We start from the raw sequence: 17,915 nt of genomic DNA on the forward strand, positions 1-17,915 counted from the left end.
CGCTCATGACCTTTTCCTTCGCGCGCAGTTCTGTCTGTTTCGCCAATGTCGCCCGCCGTGGCGGCCTTGTGGTTGGTGCGATGCTCGCCGCGTCGGCGCTGCTTGCCGGGTGCGGTACTTACGACAGCACCACGCGCAAGATCGCCAATGCCATCACGCCGTATCGCATCGACATCGTGCAGGGCAACTTCGTTTCGCGCGAACAGGCGGCTCAGCTCAAGGAAGGCATGACGCGCGACCAGGTGCGTTTCGTGCTCGGCACGCCGCTCCTGACGGACATGTTCCACGCCAACCGCTGGGACTACATCTTCTCGTTCAAGCGCGGCAACACGAACGTGGTGCAGGAGCGCAAGTTGACCCTCTGGTTCGATGGCGATCACCTGTCCAAGTGGGTTGGCGCGGATGACCTGCCTTCCGAGACTGAACTGATTGCCGAGATCGACGGCATCAAGCGTCCCAAGAAAGATGCCGCTGCGGCCGCCGCGGCGGCTGGCGCAGCGCCGGCGTCCCGCGCACCGTCGATCCCGTCCGCTGAGGTTGGGGAGCGCGTGCAGTCGACCACCGGCTCCAAAAATGCCATGGATGTCACGCTGCCTGACCGCCACACCGGTGGTGGCGCCACCGACACCAGCGTTCCGCCGCCGGCCTCCAAATCGCCCTGACGGCGGGTTGCCATACCGGCACGACATCTTCGAACGAGCGGCGGACGGGTTCCGCCGCTTGTGCGTTCTATAGACCGTTTTCCTTCTTGTATCGACTGCTATGAAAATCGCGATTGCAGGCGCTTCGGGCCGCATGGGCCAGATGCTGATCGACACCGTTCTGCGTACGCCCGGCGTGACGCTGGGTGCCGCATTGGATCGCCCGGGCAGCGACGCCGTGGGCCAGGACGCTGGCGTCAAGCTTGGCAAGACGACGGGCGTGATCGTTACCGATGACGTGCGCGCAGGCTTGTCGCAGGCAGATGTGCTGATCGACTTCACACGTCCGGACGCCACGATCCATCACCTGAACATCGCGCGTGATCTGGGCACCGCCGTGGTGATTGGCACGACCGGCTTCACGGCTGAGCAGAAAGCGAGCTTCAAGACCTATGGGGAGTCGATCGGCGTGGTGTGGGCGCCCAACATGAGCGTGGGTGTGAATGCGACGTTCAAGCTGATCGAAGTGGCTGCCAAGATCCTCGCTCAGGGTTACGACGTGGAAATCATCGAGGCCCATCACAAGCACAAGATCGACGCCCCATCGGGCACCGCGCTGAAGATGGGCGAGATCGTCGCCGAGGCGCAAGGCACCAAGCTGGCGGATCGCGCCGTCTACGCCCGCGAGGGCGAGACCGGCCCGCGTGAGCACGGCACCATCGGCTTTGCCACGATTCGGGGTGGGGACATCGTGGGCGACCACACCGTGCTGTTTGCGGGCGACGGCGAGCGCATCGAGATCACGCATCGCTCTAACACACGCCAGTCGTATGCGGAGGGTGCGGTACGCGCGGCCGTGTTCGTGGCCGGCAAGAAGGGCCTGTACGACATGAACGACGTGCTCGGCCTGTAAGCCGGGCGGGCCGGACGTAGCGTCGGAAGCCCCGTCCGGACCTTGTTCCTGCGGCGTCGCCGTGGCCCGGGAGGGGCCGGTGGCGACGGTATAATCGAGCCTTTTCCGTCATCCAATTTGGCTGTGCGCGCCGGCGCTGCAGCTGCAACCGCCCGGGCATCTGGGCGTACCGTCATCATGCAAGACAAATATTCCCCGTCTGACGTTGAACAGCAGGCGCAGCAAGACTGGCAGGCGAAAGACGCCTACCGCGTGACTGAGCACGCGCGCGCCGCCGACGGCTCGGACAAGCCCAAGTTCTACGCCTGCTCGATGCTGCCGTATCCGTCGGGCAAGCTGCACATGGGCCACGTGCGCAACTACACGATCAACGACGTGATGACGCGTCAGTTGCGCATGAAGGGATACAACGTGCTGATGCCGATGGGCTGGGACGCCTTCGGCATGCCGGCGGAGAACGCGGCGATCAACAATGGCGTGGCACCGGCGGCCTGGACCTACGACAACATCGCTTACATGAAGAAGCAGATGCAGTCGATGGGTCTGGCGATCGACTGGTCGCGCGAAGTGGCGACCTGCAGCCCCGACTACTACCGCTGGAACCAGTGGCTGTTCCTGAAGATGCTCGAAAAGGGCATCGCCTATCGCAAGACCGGCACCGTCAACTGGGACCCGGTTGACCAGACCGTGCTCGCCAACGAGCAGGTGATCGACGGGCGCGGCTGGCGTTCAGGCGCCGTGGTGGAAAAGCGCGAGATCCCGATGTACTACCTGGGCATCACCAAGTATGCGCAGGAGCTGCTCTCCGACCTCGACCCGCTTGGGTGGCCCGAGCGCGTCAAGCTGATGCAGCAGAACTGGATCGGCAAGAGCGAGGGTGTGCGCTTTGCCTTCCCGCACAACATTTCCGGGGATGACGGCAAGCTCATCAACGACGGCAAGCTGTACGTCTTCACCACGCGTGCGGACACCATCATGGGCGTGACCTTCTGCGCCGTGGCCGCCGAGCACCCGATCGCCGCGCATGCTGCGCAGACCAACCCGGCACTCGCCGCGTTCATCGACGAGTGCAAGCACGGCAGCGTCATGGAAGCCGACATGGCCACCATGGAAAAGAAGGGCATGCCGACCGGCCTGACCGTCACGCACCCGCTCACGGGCGAATCCGTGCCGGTGTGGGTCGGCAACTACGTGCTGATGACCTATGGCGACGGCGCCGTGATGGGCGTGCCCGCTCACGACGAGCGCGACTTTGCCTTCGCCAACAAGTACAGCCTGCCGATCAAGCAAGTCATTGACGTAAAGGGCCAGCCGTACGACACGACCACCTGGGCCGAGTGGTACGGTGACAAGGAGCACGGCGTCCTGTTCCACAGCGGCAAGTACGACGGCCTGAACTACCAACAAGCGGTCGATGCCGTCGCGGGCGACCTCGCGGCCAAGGGCCTGGGCGAGAAGAAGACCACCTGGCGCCTGCGCGACTGGGGTATCTCGCGCCAGCGCTATTGGGGCACGCCGATCCCGCTGATCCATTGCGAGAGCTGCGGCGTCGTGCCGGTGCCCGAGAAGGATCTGCCGGTGCGCCTGCCGGAAGACCTCGTGCCGGACGGCTCCGGCAACCCGCTCAACAAGGATCCGCGCTTCCTGGAGTGCACGTGCCCGTCGTGCGGAAAGCCCGCGCGCCGCGAGACCGACACGATGGATACCTTCATCGATTCGTGCTGGTACTACATGCGCTACACGTGCCCGGACGGCGCGACGATGGTCGATGCGCGCAACGATTACTGGATGCCGATGGACCAGTACATCGGCGGCATCGAACACGCCATCCTGCACCTGCTGTACGCGCGCTTCTGGACCAAGGTCATGCGTGACCTGGGCCTGGTCAAGTTCGACGAGCCGTTCACCAACCTGCTCACGCAGGGCATGGTGCTCAACGAGACGTACTACCGCGAAGACGCTTCGGGCAAGAAGCAGTGGATCAACCCGGCCGATGTCGACGTACAGACCGACGAGCGCGGCCGCCCCGTGGGCGCCACGCTCAAGGCTGACGGCCAGCCGGTGGTGATCGGCGGCGTGGAGAAGATGTCGAAGTCGAAGAACAACGGCATCGACCCGCAAGCGCTGATCGACCAGTACGGTGCCGACACGGCGCGCCTGTTCACGATGTTCGCCGCGCCGCCCGAGCAACAGCTCGAGTGGAACGACGCCGGTGTGGAAGGTGCCTCGCGCTTCCTGCGCCGCGTGTGGAACTTCGGTGTGGCGCATGGTGATGCCATCAGGGCCGGTCACGGCAATGGCGTCGTCGTTGGCGCAACGGACGCTGACCGCGCATTGCGCCGCGAGCTCTACACGGTGCTCAAGCAAGCCAACTACGACTACGAGCGGCTGCAATACAACACCGTCGTCTCGGCGACGATGAAGATGCTCAACGCGCTGGAAGGCGCGAAGGACGCGGGCGCCGACGCGCGCCGCGAGGGCTTCGGCATGCTGCTGCGCGTGCTGTACCCGGTCGTGCCGCACATCACGCACGTGCTGTGGCAGGAGCTGGGCTATGCAGGTGCGTTCGGCGATCTGCTCGACGCCCCATGGCCGGAGGTTGATGAAGGCGCATTGGTACAGAGCGAGATCGAACTCGTGCTGCAGGTCAACGGCAAGGTGCGCGGCAGTATCGTCGTGCCGGCCGATGCCGACCGCGCCGCCATCGAGGCGATCGCCGCCACGGACGAAGCCGTGCAGCGCTTTGCTGAAGGCAAGCCGCCCAAGAAGATCATCGTGGTGCCGGGCCGTCTGGTGAACGTGGTGGCCTGACGGCCATCCCACTCAAGGAACGCATGGTTATGTTGCAGTCCCGCCGCCGCTTTGGCCGCTCCGTCCTCGCCCTGGCTGTCGTTCTGCCGGTGCTGTCCGCTTGCGGCTTCCACCTGCGCGGCAACACCGACTTTGCTTTCAAGCGCCTGTACATCAACCTGCCGCAGAACTCGCAGATGCGCGCGCAGTTGCGCCGGCTGATCGACAATGGCTCCGACACCGTCATCGTGTCGGACAAGAAAGACGCCGATGCCTTCCTCGACGTGCTGGCCGAAGACCGCGTGAAGACCATCTCGTCACTCACGCCGCAAGGTGTGGTGCGCGAATACCGCATCACGTACCGCTTCCGCTTCCAGCTGCGCGATGCGCACGACAACTTGCTGATCCCGCCATCGGAAATCACGCAGTTCCGCGATCTCTCGTATAACGAGACGCAGGTGCTTGCCAAGGACTACGAAGAAGCGGCGCTCTACCGCGACATGCAGGGCGATGCGATCAACCAGCTCGTGCGGCGTCTCGCGGCCGTGAAGCTGCCGTCATAATCGGCCGCCTGGTCATGCAACTGCGGCTCGACGCGCTCGAAGGGCACCTCAAGCAGGCTGGCACCAAGGGTCTGGCGCCGCTCTATGTGGTGCACGGCGACGAGCACCTGCTTGTGCTGGAAGCCGTCGATGCGCTGCGCCAGGCCGCGCGCGGGCAGGGCTTCTCCGAACGTGAGGTGATGAGCGTCGAGCGCGGCTTCTCATGGTCGCGTGTGACCGAGGCGCAGCAGTCGATGTCATTGTTCGGCGACCGCAAGATCGTCGAGCTGCGCATTCCGTCCGGCAAGCCCGGCAAGGATGGCGGCGAGGCATTGCGCGCATTGGCTGCAGGCACGCCGTCCGGCCCTGCCACCGATACCATCACACTCATCACACTCCCGCGGCTGGATTTTGCGACCGCCAAGTCGGCGTGGTTCGCGGCGCTGGAAGGGGCGGGCGTGTCGATCAAGGTCGATACGGTCGATCGCACGAAGCTGCCCGGCTGGATCGGCGAACGCCTTGCACGCCAGCAGCAACGCGTGGAACCCGGCGAGCCCGGCCGCCGGGCATTGCAGTTCATCGCCGACCGCGTCGAGGGCAACCTGCTGGCGGCGCATCAGGAGATCCAGAAGCTGGGCCTGCTGCATCCGCCCGGCGTGCTGACGTTCGATGACGTACACGATGCCGTGCTGAATGTTGCGCGCTACGACGTGTTCAAGCTGTCCGAGGCGATGCTGGCCGGTGACGTGCCGCGCCTGGTGCGCATGCTCGAGGGACTGCGTGGCGAGGGCGAAGCGACCGTCCTGGTCCTCTGGACGTTGACCGAAGAAATTCGCGTATTATCGAAAATCGCCGCAGGCGTCGCCCAGGGCAAGCCGGTAGCCTCCATGCTGCGCGAACTGCGGGTCTGGGGCCCGCGCGAGCGGCTGGTGCCGCAGGCGGCGCAGCGGCTGTCGCAGCGTGAGCTGGAAGACGCGCTGACCATGGCGGCCAAGCTGGACCGGCAGGTCAAGGGGTTGCGCGAACCCTCGTTGCCGGCCGAACCATGGGACGGCCTGCTGCAACTGGCCATGCGCGTGGCGCGTCCAGGCAGCCTACCGGTTCCGGCGTAACCGCACCCATTTGGCCGTAAGGCCTCGGATTGTCCTCACATTGAATCGCCGGCGCATCGGCCGGCCGCGATCATCATGAAGCAGCTCGACGTGAACGAATACATGGCCCTGGTCGGCCGTCAGGCGCGTGCCGCCTCGCGCGGTATGGCTCGTGCCGGCACCGCGCAGAAGAACCGCGCGTTGCTGCACATCGCCGCGGCCATCCGCCGCGATGCCGCCCAGCTCAAGGAAATCAACGCCCGCGATGTCGAACGCGCCCGCACCAACGGGCAGGACGCCGCCTTCGTCGATCGCCTCACGCTGACTGACCGCGCCATCGACACCATGGCTGCGGGCCTGGAGCAGATTGCCGCGCTGCCCGATCCGATCGGCGAGATCAGCAACATGAAGTTCCGCCCAACCGGCATCCAGGTCGGCCAGATGCGCGTGCCGCTTGGCGTGATCGGCATCATCTACGAGTCGCGTCCGAACGTGACGGTGGATGCTGCGGCGCTGTGCATCAAGTCGGGCAACGCGACCATCCTGCGCGGCGGCTCCGAGGCGATCGAATCGAACGGCGCGCTGGCTGCGCTCATCGAGGAAGGTCTGGCCGATGCCGGCTTGCCGGCCAACGCCGTGCAGGTGGTGGCCACCACGGACCGCGCGGCGGTCGGCAAGCTCATCACCATGACGGAGTACGTCGACGTCATCGTGCCCCGGGGCGGCAAGAGCCTGATCGCGCGCCTGATCGAAGAAGCCCGTGTGCCGATGATCAAGCACCTGGATGGCATCTGCCACGTCTACATCGACGTCGATGCCGACATCGAGAAGGCCGTGCGCGTGTGCGACAACGCCAAGACGCAGCGCTACGCGCCGTGCAACACGATGGAAACGCTGCTTGTGTCGCGCGACGTGGCTGCACGCGCGCTGCCGCCGCTGGCAAAGATCTACCAGGACAAGGGCGTGGAACTGCGCGTGTGCCCGGCCACGCGTGCCACGCTGGAAGCTGCCGGTTTCGGCAATCTGAAGGACGCCGTCGAGGCCGACTGGCACACCGAATACCTCGCGCCGATCCTGTCGATCCGTACCGTCGACGGCCTGGACGCCGCCATCGAGCACATCAATACCTACGGCTCGGCACACACCGATTCCATCATCACCGAGAACTATTCGACCGGCATGCGCTTCTTGCGCGAGGTGGATTCGGCCAGCGTGATGATCAACGCGTCCACGCGCTTCGCTGATGGCTTCGAATACGGCCTGGGGGCCGAAATCGGCATCTCCAACGACAAGCTCCACGCGCGCGGGCCCGTCGGGCTGGAGGGGCTGACCTCGCTGAAGTACATCGTCTTCGGCCACGGTGAGATCCGCACCTGACGCTTCCAGCGCGCCGCCAAGAGCGGCGCGCAAAGTTTTCATCGACTCCGCTTCACGGCTTCAAGGGACACTCGCATGCTCTGGATCAAAGCCTTTCACATCGTCTTCATCGCCTCGTGGTTTGCGGGCCTGTTCTACCTTCCGCGCATCTTTGTCAACCTTGCCATGGAAACCGAGCGCGCAGCGATCACGCGTCTGCTCATCATGGCGCGCAAGCTGTTCCGCTTCACCACCATGCTGGCGATTGTCGCCATCCTGCTGGGCTTGTGGCTGTTCCTTGGTTATCGCATCGGCATGTATCCGCCCAACGGCTGGATGCACGCCAAGCTTGCGCTGGTATTGGTGACGATCGGCTACCACCATGGCTGCGGCGTACTGCTGCGCAAGTTCGAGGCGGGCGCCAACAAGCGCTCGCACACCTTCTACCGCTGGTTCAATGAACTGCCGGTGCTGTTGTTGCTGGCGATCACGATCCTGGTGGTCGTGAAGCCATTCTGATTTTTTCTGGTTTTCCGATGGCAACTGCTTACTTCGCGCCATGCCCCCGCGGGCTGGAACAGGCGCTGGCCGATGAACTGGCCGAAATCGCCATCCGCCCCGAGGTGGACGAGCTGGCCGCGTTCGAGGTGGGCCGCACCGTCCCGGGCGGCGTGCACTTCTTCGGCACGCAGGGCGCGGCGTATGCCGTCAACCTGCACAGCCGCATTGCCAGCCGCGTGCTGATGCGGCTCGGCTCGCGCGGGTATCGCTCGGAGGACGACATCTACGCGCTGGCCGCCGCACAGCGCTGGGAAGATTACTTCACGCCCGACGAGATGATCCGCGTGGACGTGACCGCGCACAAATCGCCGCTGCAGAGCCTGAAGTTCGTCGGCCTGCGCGTGAAGGACGGCATCTGCGATCGGTTCCGCCAGCGCACGGGTGCCCGCCCCAGCGTCGACACCGTCTCGCCGGACGTGCGCATCTACGCGTACCTGACCGAGACCGACTGCACGATCTACCTCGACACGACGGGTGAGCCGCTGTTCAAGCGTGGCTGGCGCCAGGAGAAGGGCGAGGCACCGCTGAAGGAGAATCTCGCCGCCGGCATCCTGCGCCTGACTGGCTGGACCGGTGCGCACGGTGTGCCGTTCTATGATCCGATGTGCGGCAGCGGCACCTTCCTCGTCGAGGCCGCGCAACGTGCGTTGGGCATTGCGCCGGGCGGTCAGCGCGCCTTTGCGTGCGAATGGATGCTGGGCCACGACGCCAAATGCTTCAGGCGCCTGCGCGATGCGGCCGCTGATTCGGCCAGTGCGGCGATGCGCCGCTCACCGCCGCTGGTGGCGGGCGCCGATATCTCCACCGACATGCTGGCGTACGCCGCAGCCAACTGGAAGCGCGCCGGGTTGCCCGGCGAGCCGATGCTCAAGCAGGTCGATGCGCGTGTCGGCAAGCCGCCGTTCGACGTGCCGGGGGTCTTGCTGATGAATCCACCGTATGGCGAGCGTATCGCCGTGCGCGGTGCGCAAGGCTCGCGTCGCCGTCGGCCGGAGGGCGAAGAAGACGGTACCGTTTTCGAGCGCGCCAGCCGTGCCATGGGCGCACCGCGCGACGGCGACCGTCGCCCGATGCGCGAGCAGCGCCAGCCTGAACCGCCGCCGCCCGTCGACCCGCAGGAGGAGGCGGCTGCCAACGAGTTCGCGCAAGCCTTTGCCGGCACGCTCAAGCGCGAATTCGCAGGCTGGAACGCCTTCGTCTTTACCGGCGATCTTTCCATGCCGCGCCGTATGCGACTGAAGGAGTCGCAGCGTACCCCGCTCTATAACGGCAACATCGAATGCCGGCTGTTCCGCTTCGAGATGGTCAAGGGCGGCATGCGCGACCGCCCCGCACGCGACGCATCAAACGACAACGCCGAGACTTGAGCCCCGGCGTGGTCCTCACTGCGGCAGGCGCTGCTCAGGCGACCTGCTGATCCTGAAAGTGGTCCATCCACGCGACCAACTGATCCGGCGTGAGCTGTGTCTGGTTGTCGAGGAGGCGCAGTCTGAGGGTCGCGCCGTCGCGCTCGGCCGTGAGCGACCAGCCCTTGCCGTCCAGCCACAACAGGAAGGCGAACCACTTGGCATGCGCTTCTGACACCTTGTGCGTCGATGCGGTTTCAAGGAATTCCGTCAGCGTGGGGAGGTCGATGACCGCCGCCGCATCGCCACCGGCCGGCGACACCTTGCCGTTCAGGACTTCGGCCAGCGCGTCCAGCGCCTGCGCGACCGGCCACGCGTCGAAGCGCGATGACACATCCTCGTACGCCTGTCGCACCGCGTGGCTGAATTCACCGGTGCGCAGGCTTTCCTCGCCGACGAGCTCGGTGTAATCCTTCATCGCCCAGTCCGGCTGCGCCACGGCGTGCAGCCCGACCGCCGCCGCCGCGCGCAGGTAGTCGTTGACGGCGCTGAACGAAGACAGGCCGGATACCGCGAGGTACAGCGTCTGCAGCGCGCCGATCCGATGCGTGAGCGTCTGGCTCTGTCGCACGGTCATCTTCTCGCGCAGCAGGGCGTCGCGCTCACGGCGCAGGTCGGAGAATTCAAGCGCCTGCTTCAGCTCCACGCGCAGCGCGGTGATGTCCCACGGCTTCTTGATGTAGCGGTGGATCTGCCCCTGGTTGACCGCTTCCACCGTGTCTTCGATTTCCGAGTAAGCCGTGGTCAGGATGCGCACCAGGTGCGGGTAGCGCTCGCGGGCATAGCGCAGCAGCTCGTTACCGAGTTCGCCGGGCATGCGCTGGTCCGACACGAGCACACCCAGCGTGGCAGCGTGCTGGTCGAGCATGCGTTTGCCTTCTTCGACCGAGGTGGCGGTGACGACCGGCGCCAGTGAACCGATGGCACGGCCGAAATAAGTCAGCGCCAGTGTCTCGTCGTCCACGTACAGGATCTTGGGCTCATTGCCCCCGGAATTGGTCATCCATCACTCCTCATGGCAAATGCGGCAAAGGTGCAGATCGGGTGCGGCGTGGTTTGTCGGGTTCGTGCGATGCGTCTTGTAGCGGTTGTCATGGGAACGTCAAAGTCACGCGCGTGCCTGCGCTAGGTGCGGAGTCAATCGCAATCGCTCCCCCGAACGATTGCATGATCCGCGTACAAAAAATCATGCCCATGCCGTTGCCGCCTTCTTCGGCGCGCGTGGTCACGGGGTCGATGGTCAGCCGCGCAAGGACGTCCGGGGCGATGCCGGGGCCGTTGTCCTGAATACAGATCATGTGGCGGCCGCCGCCCGCTGCTTCAGTCGTGTGTGCCGCGATGATCTCGAGCCGCGGCGCGCTCGTATCCCGCAGCGCGCGCAACGCGTTGCTGGTCAGGGACGACAGCACGAGCATCACGCAGTTGGGCAACGTCTGGATCGGAAAATCGTGTTCCACGCGGTACGACACCCACTCGCGCTGCGCGTTCGTAAATGGATAGGTATCGAGCAGCGAGCGGATGAGGCCGCCCGCGCTGTTGGGCGTCGCCGCTGTGCCGGGCTTGCCGTAGGTATTGCGCACGGAGTTCAGGAACGTGGCGATGACCGATAGGCAATACCGCGCGTTGTCCTGCACGCGGTCGGCGGCACGGCCGATTTCCGGCAGCGCTTCCGGCGTCGGCTCAGCCTGATCCACGCGCATGCGGATGCCGCGCGCGAAGTTCGAGATGGCTGCCAACGGCGTGTTCAGCTCGTGGGCAAGAAAGGCCAGCGTCTCGTCGATCGCCATGAGCCGCTGCGTGCGCAGCAGGCGGTCCTGGCGCAGCGCCAGCGCCTCCTGCAACGAGCGGCGTACATCGTCCGGCTGGTAGGGCTTCTCCAGAATCTTGAACACGCGCCCGGTGTTGACGGCCTGGATCAGCAGGTCCTTGTCGGCATAGGCGGTCACGAGAATGGTCGCGATGTCGCCGTACTGCGCGTCGATGAAGCGCAGCAGTTCGGTGCCGTTGCCGCCCGGCATGCGGAAGTCGGTCAGCACGACGCTGATGCGCTCATGTGCGTCGCGCAGGACGGCCTGCGCCTGCGCGACGCTGTTGGCCGTCAGTACCTCATACCCGGCGCCAAACGTACGGGCGAACCACTTGCAGGCTTGCGCCTCATCGTCGACGTAGAGGATGGTGACGGTGTCCGGCTTGGTGTCCATATCCCGCTTACTCCGCGCGCGGCAGGTCGAACGTGAAGCGCGCCCATTCGCCTTCCTGGCTCGTGACGGCGAGCGTGCCGCCATGGCGCTGGATCACGCTGTAGCTGATCGACAGGCCCAGCCCCAATCCCTTGCCGACTTCGCGCGTGGTGAAGAACGGCTCGAATACGCGTGTGAGATTCTTCTCGGGGATGCCCGGTCCATTGTCCGTCACGACGACATGCAGCCGATGGTCGATCCAGTCTGCGGCGATCTCGATACGGGGGGTCGCACGCTGCACTTTGTGCATGGCCAGCGCCGCATTCGACAGCAGATTGATCAGCACGCCGATGATGGCCGCCTCGTCGCCCCGTACGAGCGTGTCGGGCGGCAACTTGCGTTCGACCGTCACGCCGCGCAGTTCGTGGCTGGTCAGGCGGATGGCGGAATCGATGGCCTTCTCAGCCAGGAACGGCGCATCGGCCTCGCCCTTCTCGGGGCTGCGGTAGGCGAAGGTCTTCAGGTCAGACACGATGTGCTGTACGCGCTGCATGCCTTCCTTGGCATCGGCCAGGCATTCGAGCAGCATCGGGCTGGCCTTGGCGGCAGGCTCTTCCTGCGCCACGGAAATCGCCATCAGGCAGAAATTGACCGGGTTGTTGATCTCGTGCAGCAATCCAGCGGACAGCGTGCCGATGGCGGCCATCTTCTCCTGCTGCAGAAGCTGGCCCTTGATGTCGGTGAGGTTCTGATTGGTCTGCGCCAACTGCTCGTTCTTCTGCGCGACCTCTTCCTTCAGACGGAAGAGCTGGAAGCGTCCCCGCTCGTTGAAGTACGTGTACAGCGCGCTGGTGGCAATCGAGAACAGAATGAACAGCGAGTGGACGATGAAGATCTCGCGCGACTGGATACCGCCAGGATGCAGCGTGCACGCGATGACCCAGAAGATGTACGTGCACGTACCGAACAGCACGGCTTGCAGAAAGCCGATCGGCATGACCATGCCCACCGCGTAGATCGCCAGGTTCAGCCCCGAGTAATACGGCGAGCTGGCGCCCTCCGTGTCGTAGATCATCCAGGAAATCATGATCTGCGGGCAGATCAGCCAGAAGAACGTCAGGCTCTGCACATGTTCTTCGCCCCACCGCGTGTACAGCACGAACAGCGCGAGCAGCATGATCAGCGAGGTGATCACGCGCAGCGAACCGAACAGCCACAGCTTGTCCGGATACATGCCGTAGTCAAGACCGACGCCCGCCAGCACCAGCACGATGCCGGTGACGGCGGCCATGCGGCTGAAGGCCAGCCGGAACTGCGAAAGCTCGGCCTGGTATCCGCGGTGAATGATGGGCTCCATGCGCGTTCCCGGGCGGCCGATCAGGCGGCGGTTGCGGCGGACCGCGCCACCGTGGCCTGAGCGAAGACATTGACACCCGTCACGTCCGTATAGATCCGCGCATCGCGCGAGTCTTCCGGGAGCAGTTCGGCCATCAGCGGTTCGTCACGGTAGACCAGATACCATTCGAGCACGTGTTCCATCACGAAGCGCATGGGGTTGTTGCTGTGAACATTGGTTGCCAGAATGGCCCCGCCCTGGCGCGTGCGCGAAGCAAAGTAGGCCAGCAGGCGCTGGCAGACCTTGTTGGAGAGGTAGTCAAACAGCCCCGCGCAATACACCGCATCGCAATCGCCGGCCTGCGGGCTGTCGGGGGTGATACGGCGCTTGAGCAATTGATGCACCGATTCGTGGACGAAATCGACGGTCACGGTCTTGCGTGCGCGGTCCATCGCGCGGCGCATCTGTTCGCGGGTGTAGTCGAGTGTTTCCTCGCTGAAGTCCACCAGTTCGAACGATAGCAACGCGGGCTCCGGATGTTCCTGGATAAAGCGCTGGATCTCTACCGCCGGGCCGCAGCCCACATTGAGTACCCTGAACGTGCGCCCGGCAGCCTTGGCTTGCGCGGCAAGGTCGCTCAGATACTGCACGAGAATGTCGATCCGGTTGCGGTGCGCCTCGGCGACGTCGGTGCGCAGGAAGGCGGCGTTGACGATCTGGAAGTAGGTATTCGGGCCTTCGCGTGGGTCGGAGAGGATCTGGTTGACCATCTCATAATCGCCCGCGTAGCCCAGTGGCTTGGTGTACGTGCGATAGATGAACGGCGCGCGCAGCAGCAGCGGATGCAGGGCGGCTTGCGCGAACGTGCGGTGCGCGGGTGCAAGCTCCGCCTCGACCTTGCCCGCTTCCGATTCCAGTCCGTCCATGTAGCCCTTGAGCTTAAGCATGATGGGCTCGGCCAGCTCCTGGAAGACATCCATGCGCAGCTTGTTGTCTTCGCGCGGCAATGTCTTCGACAGATCCACCTGTTCTACCCAGCGCGACACTTCGGCCAGGAACGCACGCATCTCATTGACGACGATCTGGTAGTCGCGGTGGATGCGGAAACGCTCCTGCCATTCCTGCACGAACGTTCGCGCTTCTTCACCGACCGATGCCGGGGTGTCCGCCACCTCCGACAACTCGCGCCATTCATCGATCAGCGTGAGTGACACGACGGCTGTCAGGCCGGTGTTCACCAGGCTGATCACCACCGCCTTGCCGAGGTAGGCCTGCCGTGTTCCCATCTTGATCGCGAGCTCGGACAGGACCTCGCTCACCTGCACGATCGAATACGGGTTGTAGATCTCCATCACCAGCGCACGCCGCTGCAGCGTGATGATGGTGCCGCGGACCTGCTGACCCTGGGAGTTGCGGAAGCTGACCGCCGGATCGATTTGGTTGGGTGAGTACACGGTGCGAATTTGCCGGAGACTTCAGGGGGAAACGTCTACGCCAAGCGGGACGCCCATTCCGACAATCGCGCATCCGGAACCGCATCGCGATTTCCGGACACGGCAACGCCCCGCAAAGACCGCCGGGCATGCCGCCGCATCAGTCGTGGAAGCCTGCTTGGAGCCGTCCGCTGGCTGACCGTCAAGGACGCCAGCCCAGGGCGTCTCTCACCCAAGCACGCTTCAAGGAGATCGGGGAAGTTGACCCGCCATCGCAAGGGCGATATCGCCGCCCTGCTACGGGCCAATCAACAGCGTGGCAACGGGAATCGTGCCATCGCAAACTGACTGGAGCGATACACTCCCCTGACATCCGCAACGCGCGTTACCTTGGCGACGCGCGGCCAGCTGTTGCATCCCAAATCGCCTCTCAAGGAGTATCCCGCACAGTAATCCATCCGGGGTGCCATATCCGTATATCGCCGGCGCCCTCGTTTTCCATGCTGCCGCAGCCGAGCTGCGCATGCATCATGGCAATCCAGCCGGTTCATGCTCTGACGTCACGGATACCGGATGGCCCAAACGATTGTACTTGCCCAGGATAGCCCGCACAACGTGGAAACCCGGTACATAAGGCCGGCGCACAACGCACCTCTTCAGCGCAACTTGCGGCCGGTAAGCGAGTCCGGATCCTGCTTGTAGTTGGCGAGGAATTGGGTGTAGCTGTAGATCTGTGCAGGCAGCAGGTGGCTCGGCATGTCGAACAGCGCGTAGTAGTAGGGCTCGCGTCCCTGACAGACTTCGGCGGGCAGGCAATATTGCTCCCACTCGACGCACGCCGGTGTGTACATGCCGTCGCCTGGCCAGAAGAACGGCACGATCTGTTTGTCGCGCAGCCCCTTGAGCAGCGTTTCCGGCGCGTTGTAGGCCTCGGCGTTCTCCAGGTGCGTGAGCATGCTCGCGCTGGTCTCGATGACCATGAGCGTGGCGCGCCCGTCGGCCGTGAGCAGGAGCACGCCGGCAGGGTGCGGGTAGAGGTAATACTCGATAAAGCGGTAGCGGGAAGAGAGCTCTCGCACGAGCTTCGTGACCGCCGGGTCCGACAGGAAGCTGAAGGAGTGTCGCGACAGCAGGTCGCGCAGTGTGCTTGACAGATTGCTGAAATAGCGGACCTGCAGCGTTTCGATTTCCGCATTCAGCCGCTCGGCCATGGCCGGATGATCTTTCCTGATGTAGCGGTCGATCAGCCCATCGTTGAAACCCTGCACGGCGATGTTCTCGTCGGCCATGCCAGTCAGCAGGATCGTCATGCACGGCAGGTCTTTGAGCTTGGCGCAGAACTCCAGCCCGTTCATGCGGGGCATGGAGTAGTCCACCACGATGACCGACGGCTGCAGGAACCGGTTGACCTCGTGGATCTGGCGGTAGATACGGTCGACGTCGAGCTGGATGGTGCGGCGCTCGGTCGAGAAGGTCAGATCATCATGCGTGACGCGTACCGGCAGAAAGCCAGGCATGCGCAAAGAATGCCACTGGCGCAGCCACCCCAGCGCCTCTTCCGGGTCATTGAAGGCCAATAGCGCGCGCGACGGGTCCATCTGGAACCCGAGGCTTTCCACGAACGATTGGCTGTCGTCGACCACCACCGTCAGCGTGGGGTGGAAATAGACCGGCAGGGCGCTGTCCTGTTGCATACGTCGGGAGGAATCGGGAGAGGGCGGAGCGGTCGCGTCGGCCGAGGTGGCATGCGCGTCCTGTTGGCACTACGTTACTGCCTGCCGCCCCCGGGGGCAAGCGGAACAAGGCGGTTCTGACGGCCGGCTGGCGGCCGTCAGCGCGCGCCGTTACTCGACGGATTTCACCATATCCTCGACCACCTTCTTGGCGTCGCCAAACACCATCATCGTCTTGTCCATGTAGAACAGCTCGTTATCGAGCCCGGCATAGCCGGCGTTCATCGAGCGCTTGTTCACGATGATCGTCTTGGCCTTGTAGGCCTCCAGGATCGGCATGCCGGCAATGGGCGATTTCGGATCGTTCTTGGCGGCCGGGTTGACCACGTCGTTGGCGCCCAGTACCAGCACCACGTCGGCCTGGCCGAACTCACCGTTGATGTCTTCCATCTCGAAGACCTGGTCGTACGGCACTTCGGCTTCGGCCAGCAGCACGTTCATATGGCCCGGCATGCGGCCTGCGACCGGGTGGATCGCGTATTTGACCGTCACGCCCTTGTCCGACAGCTTTTCGGTCAGCTCCTTCAGGGCGTGCTGCGCGCGCGCCACCGCCAGGCCGTAACCCGGAACGATGATGACCGTTTCGGCATTGCCCATGAGGAAGGCTGCATCATCGGGCGAACCCGATTTGACCGGTCGCTGCTGCCCGCCGCCACCCGCTGCGGCCCCGGCGGAAGCCTCGGAACCGAAGCCGCCCAGGATCACGTTGAAGAACGACCGGTTCATCGCCTTGCACATGATGTACGAGAGGATGGCACCGGACGAGCCCACCAGCGAGCCAGCGATGATCAGCATCGGGTTGTTGAGCGAGAAGCCGATGCCGGCCGCTGCCCAGCCCGAATACGAGTTCAGCATCGACACCACCACCGGCATGTCGGCGCCGCCGATCGGGATGATGATCAGCACACCCAGCACAAAGGCGATGGCCGTCATGATGATGAACGGCAGCCAGCTCTGGCTCAGGAAGAACAGGATGCCGAAGCCGAGCATGGCCACCGCCAGCAACAGGTTCAGCATGTGCTGGCCGGCAAACTGCACCGGCGCGCCCTGGAACAGTCTGAACTTGTATTTGCCCGACAGCTTGCCGAAGGCGATCACCGAGCCCGAGAACGTGATGGCGCCGACGAACGTGCCGATGAACAGCTCCACACGGTTGCCCAGCGGCAGCACGTTGTCGCCGGCCATCGTGATGCCAAACGCCGACGGCTCGGCCACGGCGGCCACGGCAATGCACACGGCGGCCAGACCGATCAGCGAGTGCATGGCGGCTACCAGCTCGGGCATCTTGGTCATTTCGACCGTGCGCGCCACATAGGCGCCGATGCCGCCGCCCACCAGCAGGCCCGCGAAGATCAGGATGAAACCCGTGGAATTGCCGCTCTCGGTGCCCGCAAACATCTCGGCCTTGAGCTTATAGATGAGTGCGATGGTCGTGACGGCGGCGATCGCCATGCCGGTCATGCCGAACGCGTTGCCGCGCCGCGCCGTGGTCGGATGCGAAAGCCCCTTGAGCGCCTGGATGAAGCACACCGACGCCAGCAGATACAGCAGGGTGACGAGGTTCATGCTCATTGCTTGGCTCCCTCGCTCTGGCCGCCCTTGGCCTTCGGCTCTTTCTTCTTGAACATCTCAAGCATGCGCTGGGTGACGAGGAAGCCGCCAAACACGTTGACCGCTGCCAGTGCCACCGCCACCACGCCCATCGTGCGACCCAGACCCGTCTGCGTCAGGCCGGCTGCCAGCATGGCGCCGACGATGATGATGGCCGAAATGGCATTCGTCACGGCCATCAGCGGCGTATGCAGCGCCGGCGTGACCGTCCAGACCACGTGGTAGCCGACGTAGATCGCCAGCACGAAGATGATCAGGTTGATCACCGTGTGATTGACCAGCTCCATGAGTGCTCCTCCTCGCTTCTTGGTCGATGTGTGAA

General features: G+C 64.3%; 15 protein-coding genes. 8 read left to right on the forward strand and 7 right to left on the reverse strand.

Annotation, left to right across the window (positions count from 1 at the left end):
- Positions 1 to 5 precede the first annotated feature (5 nt).
- The 8 genes from R2N03_RS00595 (at position 6) to R2N03_RS00630 (ending at position 9,261) form a co-directional block, all read left to right on the forward strand.
- Positions 6 to 662: an outer membrane protein assembly factor BamE gene (locus tag R2N03_RS00595; protein ID WP_316653862.1), complete on the forward strand. Its 657-nt coding sequence runs from the start codon at positions 6 to 8 to the stop codon at positions 660 to 662.
- Positions 663 to 762: 100 nt separating this feature from the next.
- Complete coding sequence (dapB, locus tag R2N03_RS00600) at positions 763 to 1,554, forward strand: 4-hydroxy-tetrahydrodipicolinate reductase (protein WP_316653865.1); 792 nt, start codon at positions 763 to 765, stop codon at positions 1,552 to 1,554.
- Positions 1,555 to 1,731: 177 nt separating this feature from the next.
- Entirely contained in the window at positions 1,732 to 4,365 is a 2,634-nt protein-coding gene (leuS, locus tag R2N03_RS00605; RefSeq protein WP_316653867.1) for a leucine--tRNA ligase, read from the forward strand.
- Positions 4,366 to 4,397: 32 nt separating this feature from the next.
- Positions 4,398 to 4,907 carry an LPS-assembly lipoprotein LptE gene (locus R2N03_RS00610; RefSeq protein ID WP_428984367.1) on the forward strand — a complete coding sequence of 170 codons (510 nt, stop codon included), beginning with the start codon at positions 4,398 to 4,400 and terminating at the stop codon, positions 4,905 to 4,907.
- A 14-nt stretch (positions 4,908 to 4,921) separates the two neighbouring features.
- Positions 4,922 to 5,998 carry a DNA polymerase III subunit delta gene (gene holA, locus R2N03_RS00615; protein ID WP_316653871.1) on the forward strand — a complete coding sequence of 359 codons (1,077 nt, stop codon included), beginning with the start codon at positions 4,922 to 4,924 and terminating at the stop codon, positions 5,996 to 5,998.
- Between the two features lie 75 nt (positions 5,999 to 6,073).
- Positions 6,074 to 7,354, forward strand: a complete 1,281-nt coding sequence (locus R2N03_RS00620; protein WP_316653873.1) for a glutamate-5-semialdehyde dehydrogenase — start codon at positions 6,074 to 6,076, stop codon at positions 7,352 to 7,354.
- A 75-nt stretch (positions 7,355 to 7,429) separates the two neighbouring features.
- Entirely contained in the window at positions 7,430 to 7,852 is a 423-nt protein-coding gene (locus R2N03_RS00625) for a CopD family protein (protein ID WP_316653874.1), read from the forward strand.
- 17 nt (positions 7,853 to 7,869) lie between these two features.
- Entirely contained in the window at positions 7,870 to 9,261 is a 1,392-nt protein-coding gene (locus R2N03_RS00630) for a THUMP domain-containing class I SAM-dependent RNA methyltransferase (protein WP_316653876.1), read from the forward strand.
- A 34-nt stretch (positions 9,262 to 9,295) separates the two neighbouring features.
- On the opposite strand, the gene R2N03_RS00635 is transcribed toward R2N03_RS00630, so the two are convergent.
- The 7 genes from R2N03_RS00635 to R2N03_RS00665 form a co-directional block, all read right to left on the reverse strand.
- A complete protein-coding gene (locus R2N03_RS00635) occupies positions 9,296 to 10,303 on the reverse strand; it encodes a response regulator (protein ID WP_316653878.1) in 1,008 nt (335 codons plus the stop codon).
- Between the two features lie 88 nt (positions 10,304 to 10,391).
- A complete protein-coding gene (gene phcR / locus R2N03_RS00640; RefSeq protein ID WP_316653880.1) occupies positions 10,392 to 11,501 on the reverse strand; it encodes a two-component system hybrid sensor histidine kinase/response regulator PhcR in 1,110 nt (369 codons plus the stop codon).
- Between the two features lie 7 nt (positions 11,502 to 11,508).
- The gene (gene phcS / locus R2N03_RS00645; protein WP_316653881.1) at positions 11,509 to 12,837 is read right to left on the reverse strand and encodes a two-component system sensor histidine kinase PhcS; all 1,329 of its coding nucleotides are present in this window, start codon (positions 12,835 to 12,837) and stop codon (positions 11,509 to 11,511) included.
- 20 nt (positions 12,838 to 12,857) lie between these two features.
- Positions 12,858 to 14,270 (reverse strand): class I SAM-dependent methyltransferase PhcB, encoded by a 1,413-nt coding sequence (gene phcB / locus R2N03_RS00650; protein ID WP_316653883.1) that lies wholly within the window; start codon positions 14,268 to 14,270, stop codon positions 12,858 to 12,860.
- A 635-nt stretch (positions 14,271 to 14,905) separates the two neighbouring features.
- On the reverse strand, positions 14,906 to 15,943 hold the full coding sequence (locus tag R2N03_RS00655; protein WP_316653885.1) for a response regulator: 1,038 nt from the start codon (positions 15,941 to 15,943) through the stop codon (positions 14,906 to 14,908).
- 150 nt (positions 15,944 to 16,093) lie between these two features.
- On the reverse strand, positions 16,094 to 17,554 hold the full coding sequence (locus tag R2N03_RS00660) for an NAD(P)(+) transhydrogenase (Re/Si-specific) subunit beta (RefSeq protein WP_316653887.1): 1,461 nt from the start codon (positions 17,552 to 17,554) through the stop codon (positions 16,094 to 16,096).
- Complete coding sequence (locus R2N03_RS00665) at positions 17,551 to 17,880, reverse strand: NAD(P) transhydrogenase subunit alpha part 2 (RefSeq protein WP_024979075.1); 330 nt, start codon at positions 17,878 to 17,880, stop codon at positions 17,551 to 17,553. Before R2N03_RS00665 ends, R2N03_RS00660 begins: the two co-directional genes overlap by 4 nt.
- Positions 17,881 to 17,915: the final 35 nt, after the last annotated feature.

The sequence above is a fragment of the Ralstonia condita genome, assembly GCF_958405655.1.
In the GTDB taxonomy this organism is placed as follows: Bacteria; Pseudomonadota; Gammaproteobacteria; order Burkholderiales; family Burkholderiaceae; genus Ralstonia; species Ralstonia condita.

Bases quoted from the DNA above. Each gene is read 5' to 3' on its own strand.
- R2N03_RS00660 (WP_316653887.1), bottom strand. From the start codon at position 17,554: ATGAGCATGAACCTCGTCACCCTGCTGTATCTGCTGGCGTCGGTGTGC.
- R2N03_RS00625 (WP_316653874.1), top strand. From the start codon at position 7,430: ATGCTCTGGATCAAAGCCTTTCACATCGTCTTCATCGCCTCGTGGTTT.
- R2N03_RS00655 (WP_316653885.1), bottom strand. From the start codon at position 15,943: ATGCAACAGGACAGCGCCCTGCCGGTCTATTTCCACCCCACGCTGACG.
- R2N03_RS00630 (WP_316653876.1), top strand. From the start codon at position 7,870: ATGGCAACTGCTTACTTCGCGCCATGCCCCCGCGGGCTGGAACAGGCG.
- holA (WP_316653871.1), top strand. From the start codon at position 4,922: ATGCAACTGCGGCTCGACGCGCTCGAAGGGCACCTCAAGCAGGCTGGC.
- dapB (WP_316653865.1), top strand. From the start codon at position 763: ATGAAAATCGCGATTGCAGGCGCTTCGGGCCGCATGGGCCAGATGCTG.
- phcR (WP_316653880.1), bottom strand. From the start codon at position 11,501: ATGGACACCAAGCCGGACACCGTCACCATCCTCTACGTCGACGATGAG.
- leuS (WP_316653867.1), top strand. From the start codon at position 1,732: ATGCAAGACAAATATTCCCCGTCTGACGTTGAACAGCAGGCGCAGCAA.
- R2N03_RS00595 (WP_316653862.1), top strand. From the start codon at position 6: ATGACCTTTTCCTTCGCGCGCAGTTCTGTCTGTTTCGCCAATGTCGCC.
- phcS (WP_316653881.1), bottom strand. From the start codon at position 12,837: ATGGAGCCCATCATTCACCGCGGATACCAGGCCGAGCTTTCGCAGTTC.
- R2N03_RS00620 (WP_316653873.1), top strand. From the start codon at position 6,074: ATGAAGCAGCTCGACGTGAACGAATACATGGCCCTGGTCGGCCGTCAG.
- R2N03_RS00635 (WP_316653878.1), bottom strand. From the start codon at position 10,303: ATGACCAATTCCGGGGGCAATGAGCCCAAGATCCTGTACGTGGACGAC.
- R2N03_RS00665 (WP_024979075.1), bottom strand. From the start codon at position 17,880: ATGGAGCTGGTCAATCACACGGTGATCAACCTGATCATCTTCGTGCTG.